The sequence below is a fragment of the Testudinibacter sp. 'clade 2' genome, assembly GCF_006227735.1.
Lineage (GTDB): Bacteria > Pseudomonadota > Gammaproteobacteria > Enterobacterales > Pasteurellaceae > Chelonobacter.
The window spans coordinates 1-906 of sequence record NZ_VDHB01000136.1 but is presented as its reverse complement, the minus strand read 5'-3'; the positions used below and the strand labels follow the sequence as shown (position 1 = coordinate 906).

Annotated in this window: 1 protein-coding gene; it reads left to right on the top strand. The window is 40.0% G+C overall.

Going from position 1 to position 906, the window contains the following annotated elements:
* Positions 1–338: 338 nt before the first annotated feature.
* Positions 339–906 (top strand): DNA-binding transcriptional regulator KdgR (gene kdgR, locus FHQ30_RS10445; protein ID WP_139612351.1); only part of this gene is annotated, 568 nt, incomplete at its 3' end.

Below are 906 nucleotides of genomic sequence, written 5' to 3'. Positions count from 1 at the left end.
CTATTGATTTCGGCTTACGCCTAGATTGTGCTCATTTTAAACGACAACTCAAAATATAAACAAACATCAACAGACCCTAATGTCTGAGAGTTGCATTGAAATCTCTCTGTTGCGACTACTATACAAAAAACAAATTCAATATGCAATTTTTTTAAAAAGATGTTTTATATTTTTATTTTAATTGTTTTGGAAATCAGTTGGCGCGAAAGTTTAAGTAGGAAAACGCTGGAATTTGCTTTTTATGAAAAGCAATTTTAAAAAAAATGGTTTTTTCTGAATTTTCTTTCTATAATTCAGTAGCAAACATCAATAAACCCTACATAACGCGAGAGAAATTTATGGAAAAAGATACACAACCGGACTCTGTTTCTTCGGTGTTAAAAGTTTTTGGCATTTTGGAAGCATTGGCGGAGCAGAAAGAGATCGGGATTACCGATCTGGCACAGCGCTTGATGATGTCTAAAAGTACGACCTATCGCTTTTTACAAACCATGAAAACATTGGGGTTTGTTTCGCAGCAAGGGGAGAGTGACAAATATGGATTGACGCTGAAACTATTTGAGTTGGGCGCCAAATCGTTGGAGTATGTGGATCTGATCAGCTTGGCGGATAAAGAGATGCGGGTTATTTCGGAACAAACCAACGAAGCCCTGCATTTAGGCGCATTGGACGGCACGGAAATTGTGTATTTGCATAAAATTGATTCCGGTTACAACTTGCGCATGCAATCGCGTATCGGACGACGTAACCCACTTTACAGCACCGCAATCGGCAAAGTGCTGCTGTCGGATTACACAGATGAAGAGGTGCAAAAAGTATTACAACCGGTCGAATTTGTGAAACATACCGCGAAGACCCTGGAGAACATCGAGCAACTGCAACAGGCTTTGCTGCAAGTGCGGTCAC